Source organism: Halobiforma nitratireducens JCM 10879 (assembly GCF_000337895.1).
GTDB lineage: Archaea > Halobacteriota > Halobacteria > Halobacteriales > Natrialbaceae > Natronobacterium > Natronobacterium nitratireducens.
The window spans coordinates 1-6089 of the sequence record NZ_AOMA01000029.1 but is presented as its reverse complement, the minus strand read 5'-3'; the positions used below and the strand labels follow the sequence as shown (position 1 = coordinate 6089).

Below are 6089 nucleotides of genomic sequence, written 5' to 3'. Positions count from 1 at the left end.
TCAAAACAGGACTCTCAGGCCATATAGCGGCATTAAGACGAATATCATAAATTCAATACTGTCGCCTTCTTGCGTTCAACAGAGCAATCGACGAGGTACTCGACGTACTGGGATTCGGAACCAACGTCGAGACGACGCTTCCGGACAGCGGGGGCTACGTGGACGCGTTGTTGTTCGAAGACACCGAGACACGCCGAGACGCCGCCGAAGTCTATCTGAGTACGGAAGACACGACGGACCTGTTCGAACGCGGCGCGGGCCTGGTAGAAGCCAAGCAGTGGGATGCGGATTTCACGACCCGATTCAGCGAGCAACGACCCTACCGTAACGCCTCCCACCAAATCAAACACTACCTCGAGCGGACGCCCGAGAACATCCAATGGGGAGTTCTCACCAACGGCCGCAAGTGGCGACTGTACGGCACCAAAGATTACGAGACCCAGACCTACTACGAGGTCGACCTGCCGGAGCTGCTCGAGCGCGGTGATCTCGAGGCGTTCAAATACTTCTACGTCTTCTTCCGGCCCGACGCGTTCCGCGAGCGGGCGGGCTCGACGTTCCTGGACTCGGTGCGGTCCGAAAGCGAAACCGTCGCCCAGGAACTGGGCGAGGACCTGCAGGACAACGTCTTTACCGCGTTGCGGGTGCTCGGTCGGGGGTTCGTCGAGACGAACGACCTCGAGATCGATCCGGACGACGAGGCGTCGCTCGACGAGTTGAAAGAACAATCGCTCGTTCTGCTCTATCGGCTCATGTTCGTCCTCTATGCGGAGTCGCGGGGGCTGATCCACCCCGAAAGCGAGGACGCCATCGACGAGTACGAGGACAACTTCAGCCTGGACGAGTTGCGCCTCGAGATTCACGACGAGATCGGCGAGGTCGACGACGGCTTCGAGGAGGCCTACAGCGAGCACTCGACGACGATGTGGAGCCGACTCGAGGATCTGTTCCGGCTGGTCGACGAGGGCGAGGAGTCGCTTGGCATTCCACCGTACAACGGCGGGTTGTTCAACCGCGAGAACCACGAGTTCCTGACGGACCACGAGGTGAGCAACCGGTACCTCGCGGAGGTCATCTACCGGATTTCGACGACGGAGAACGACGAGGGTCGGTACGTGTTGGCCGACTACGCGGACCTGGATACGCGACACCTGGGCAGTGTCTACGAGGGGCTGTTGGAACACCAGTTCCGGATCGCGCCGGAACAGTACGCGGCAGTCGCCGAGGACGGCGGGCAAGTCTGGCAGCCTGGGACGGAGGTGTCGGTGGCGGACGCGGTCGAGACGGTCGACGAGGGTGGCCTGTACGTCGTCAACGACGAGGGTGAGCGGAAGGCGACGGGGGCGTACTACACGCCCGACTACGTGGTGACCTACATCGTCGAGGAGACGGTCGATCCGTTGATCGAGGAAATCCGCGAGGACCTGCAAGACCAGGGCTTCGAGCCGGGTACCCACGAGTATCTCGGGGCCTTCTACCGCCGGGTGCTGGACCTCAAGGTTCTCGACCCCGCGATGGGGAGTGGTCACTTCCTCACGCGGGCGACGGAGTATCTCGCCCAGCAGGTGATGGAAGAGGTACGCGAAATCGAAGAGGCGACGACCTTCGACGAACAGCGGGTGCGACGAGACGTGGCAAAGGAGTGTATCTACGGCGTCGACCTGAACGGCATGGCGGTCGAACTCGCCAAACTTTCGATGTGGCTCGAGACGCTGTCGGCCGACCAGCCCCTCGCCTTCCTCGATCACCACCTCAAGGCGGGCAACTCACTTGTGGGGTCGGACGTTACCGAGGTGCTCTCGAGTGATGCCGAGGAAAACGGCGGCCAGTTGACTCTCGAGCAGGCGCTGGCCCGGGTCCGGCAGGACACCCTCGAGCACGTGATGGAACGGATGCAGGAGTTGCTCGAGATCGACAACGAGACGCTCGAGGACGTCAAGTCGATGGAGGAGATTTACGACGAGGTGCGCAGCGATCCGTTCTACCAGCGGCTGTTCGAGTTGACGAACGTGCATACTGCGGAACGGTTCGATCTGGACGTGCCGGAGGGGGCCTACGAGCGGATGGCTCAAGCGATCGAGGACGAAGACGAGTGGCTCGAGGTGCGCGAGGAAGATTGGTTCCAGACCGCACAAGAGATGGCCGGTGGAGAGGCGTTTTTCCACTGGGAGTTGGAGTATCCCGAGGTCTTCTTTAATGAAGATGGAGAAAAGCGTGAGGATGCTGGATTCGATGCGGTGATTGGGAACCCGCCGTACGTTTCAATAGAAAATTTGGATGACACTATTGTAGACTATCTACGAAATTCTTATACTGCGACAGAATATGGGAGGATTGACATATATCTCGCATTTATTGAACAATCGAACAAATTGTGTATGAATGGTCGATATAATTCGATGATTGTGCCGGACAAGTGGCTAGTGTCAGATTATGGGGAAAGTCTCCGTTCCAATATAATACAAAACACAATTCTACAAGAGATATGGGACTTACGGAACGTGGATGTCTTTCCTGATGCATCTAACTCACCAATTGTTTATCGAATAAAAAAGGATCAAACTGAAGCCACAGAAGTCGAATTTAAATTTGGGAAATTCAGAGACCGGTCCAAGGTTTGCCCACAAAGCGTGTTTGAAAAAACATATGAGAATAAGATAATAATAGGCCTAGATGAGAAAAGGTCACAGGTGATTGAAAAGGTATCCGAAAACTCAGAAAGAGTCGGTGACTTTGCGTATGTGAGTTTTGGTGCACAGCCCGGTTCTCTGAGCAAATTTGTTTTCGACAACAAAGACGATGCAGAGGCGGGGATAGCGAATCTCGAAAACGATCCAGAGATTAAACCCTTCATTCGAGGAAGGAATATAGAGAGATTTCTAATAGACTACGATGGTGAGTATCTGTTATACTCCCCGGATGAATTACACAGGCCCGCGTTCCCTGAACTCTTCGAAAATAATAAAATAGTCATCTCTGAGATTTCCTCTACGATTAAGGCAGCATATGATCAAGAACAGTTCTATGGAAACGAAAAAGTCGTGTTTGCCGTTCGTGGCTCTGATCTTGAATCCGTTTCAGACGAAATAAAGTCTCAACGGCCGATCCCAGAAGCGAGTGACATCTCTGCCTTTGGGAAAAATATCGACTTACAATTTCTCACTTCTCTGCTAAACTCTACACTTCTGGAATTTTACTTCCAGAACGTGATTAGCGACGGCTTAAATGTATATCCCGACGATATTCGATATCTCCCGATCACCCGCACAAACGATCAGGAAACACTCGCTAATAAATGTGAAGAAATAATCGGCTTAAAGAAGAGTTTATGCCAACTGAACACTTCTGTTATCGATCATTTCGGCTCTTACTCTGACGGTCGTAACCTCTCCGACATCGGCCTCACCCAACCCCCAGAAGGAGCCGCAGACTCCATCCTCACCAACACTGCTGAAGACCGCGAGAACCTCCGGGTTGGAACCTGCGAAATCGAGCGCGAGTCCCCTACATCCCTCGAGATTCGACTCACCGCTCGCTACAAACCGGAAAGCGAGGACGAGTACGAGACCGACCAGTGGGGCTACACCGAGACCGAACCCCTGCCGGCGCTGCGGATTTCGGACCTCACCGAAACCGAAGCCGACCTGATCGAGGCCTTCGTCCCCGTCGCCGTCGACGAGGCCGGCGGCTTCGCGAACTTCCGCGAGAACGCCACCAAGACCAACTCGCTCGTCGATCGCCTCCGGAAACTCACCCTCCCCGCCGTCGACGATGTTCGTGACGGCCTCGAGAGCTACCGCGAGACGAAAGCGCGAGCCGAGGACCTCGAGGAGAAAATCGAGAAGACGGACGAACTGATCGACGAGATCGTATACGAGTTGTACGGGCTGACCGACGAAGAAATCGAGATCGTAGAAGAAGCGGTCACGGAGTAAGGCCACGAGTAACCGGCTTCGAACTTCAGACTGCTGTCAGCTACCGGCCGACCGAATCGGAACCCCGAAACTCTCACCCGACGACGCCGCGTCCTCCCCAGCCGATTCGCTCGTTCCCGCCGGTCACTCGCTCATCCCTCACAGAGAGTCGGACACGCGCCCTCCCGTTCTCGGGCGCGTGATCAGCGCGCGCCGCGTGTGGCTGAGTGTGTGACGAGCGAACCTGTTCCGAACGGCTCTGTTGAAGTCCTCGTTCTTTCCAAGCAGGCCACCAGCTGGGGCTACCGGCATGACACCACCGAATCGCTGCACGCGTCCCTCGCTTTCCATCCGGTTGATCACCAGCGGAGCCTCACCCTGCAAGGCGGCTTCGGCAGCCTCGTCGGCCTCACACTCGAGTTGTGGGTCGGGATCGATCCCGAGAGCAGCATCCTTTTTAGCTTCATTCTGATGTTTGTCACGTAGTCTTTGGTCATACACCGAAGCGAGCGAACATTTATCGGGAGAACAGGGTGTTTTTGATTTGGTCGTAGAGTGATCCGGCTTGATTCGGATCGGTCAGTCCACGCAGTTCGGCCCAGGTGATCGGGAGGTCAGGGCGGAACTCGTGGGAGTAGCCTGGGATATCGGCCTGGAAATCGTGGTACGGCGGGTAGAGGTCGAAGTTTTCGTACTTGCCGGTAAAGCGGTACTGGCCGTGGCCAAGCACACGGTACTGTTCAGGTGGTTCCATGCCGCGCATGAGATAGCAATCCCGAATCTGACAGCGGAGGTTGTAGTCGAGATAGTCTCGGAAGGAGGCAGGGTCGATTAGCGGCGCTGGGACGACATCGACAGCGGCGTCAGGCTCTCTATCGGGACTGTCTCCGTGCCAGGTGGTGGTTCGCTCGCCCCTTGCGACGTAGTACTCGAGTCCGATCCCAGAGACGGCCTCGATCGAACCGGTGTCGTCGAGATAGATCTCCTGTTTGTATCGGACCGCGTCGTCCGAGCCGATCATTTCGGCAGGGAGTTCGTGCGGCCGAGTCATCTCACCAACGTCGACATCCGGGTCGTCGCGGTAGTGACTCAGGCTCTGGTCGCGCAAGTCGCCGAAGAAGTGCTCGATGTCGTCGGTCGAAAGTGCCTGAAGTGCCTGGCGAACGTCCGCAAAGCGGTCGGCGTTGAGGTCCCACGGAATGGTGTCGTAGTCAGTTTCCTGAGCAACGTAGTACTGTGCATACTTTCGGGCATGCCCGACGTGTTCGCCTTCACTGTGGGTGCGCTCGGCTGCTTTGTCTGGGTAGCCGTCCTGTTGGTGATACTTGATCTCGCCGTCGAACGTCATCTCGACAACGTGCTCTACCCCATTGTTATCGAGCAGATTTACACCAACTCTCTCAGACTCGCCAGTAATGACTGCTTTCATTGTGTAACCACCCCAGCTTTACCATCACCAGTCGAGTCGCCCACACCAGTCTCGTCTTCGAGGTCGAACTCCTGATCGGTTTCGAGACCAAGTTGGTCTCGCAGGACCTCTTGTATTTTGCCGGCGACCTGTTCGCCGAACATCGTACTGAGGAGTGCTCCGAGGGGTGCTCCGAGGAGTCCACCAGCGACTGCCCCGCCTGGACCCGCCATGGCTCCAGCCGCCGAACCAACTGTCCAGCCTCTAGTTGCTCCTTTGGGCATGCTACTTGTGGAATCCTGCACCCGACTTGCAACATCGACATCGTGGTGCTCGATCCACTGAGCAGCCCCTTTCGGCGTCTCGACGGAGTCGACCAGATTCATTAGTTGCTCCTTGCTGAGACGATAGGTTTTGCTCGTGGCATCGTCTACCTTCTCTTCACCCGTCTCGAGTAACCCGGTAGCTTTTTCGACAGCAGCTTCCCCGGGATACCGTTGGACGTGCACGTCCGTTCCCATCCGATTGACGACCAGTGGCTCCTCGGCGGAAAGAGCTTGTTCGGCCGCCTGATCGGCTTCCCGCTCGAGTTGTGGGTCGGGATCGATCTCGAGGTCAGCGCCTTCTTGGGGCATCATGCTGACGGTCGCGCCGCCGTTTTGCTGTTTGACGTGGGCGAGTTCGTGAGCGAGCAGGAACTGCCCGTCCGGACTCTCGGGGTCGTACTCGCCGGAATTGAAGACGACGTCGTTCCCGCAGGTGAAGGC

3 protein-coding genes and 1 pseudogene are annotated in these 6089 nt (G+C 56.7%); 2 read left to right on the top strand and 2 right to left on the bottom strand.

Annotated elements, in window-relative coordinates; genetic code table 11:
- Positions 1 to 86: 86 nt before the first annotated feature.
- Together C446_RS02900 and C446_RS20370 are read left to right on the top strand one after the other, a co-directional pair.
- Positions 87 to 3935, top strand: a pseudogene (locus C446_RS02900) (Eco57I restriction-modification methylase domain-containing protein); the annotation flags it as partial.
- Between the two features lie 210 nt (positions 3936 to 4145).
- Positions 4146 to 4400, top strand: a complete 255-nt coding sequence (locus C446_RS20370) for a hypothetical protein (RefSeq protein ID WP_160162951.1) — start codon at positions 4146 to 4148, stop codon at positions 4398 to 4400.
- A 31-nt stretch (positions 4401 to 4431) separates the two neighbouring features.
- Here the strand turns inward: C446_RS20370 and C446_RS02890 are convergent, their stop codons facing one another.
- Both C446_RS02890 and C446_RS02885 read right to left on the bottom strand, forming a co-directional pair.
- On the bottom strand, positions 4432 to 5343 hold the full coding sequence (locus C446_RS02890; RefSeq protein WP_049919995.1) for a hypothetical protein: 912 nt from the start codon (positions 5341 to 5343) through the stop codon (positions 4432 to 4434).
- Positions 5340 to 6089: eCIS core domain-containing protein (locus tag C446_RS02885; protein WP_006671559.1), on the bottom strand; the 750-nt coding region annotated here is incomplete at its 5' end. The genes C446_RS02890 and C446_RS02885, both read right to left, overlap by 4 nt.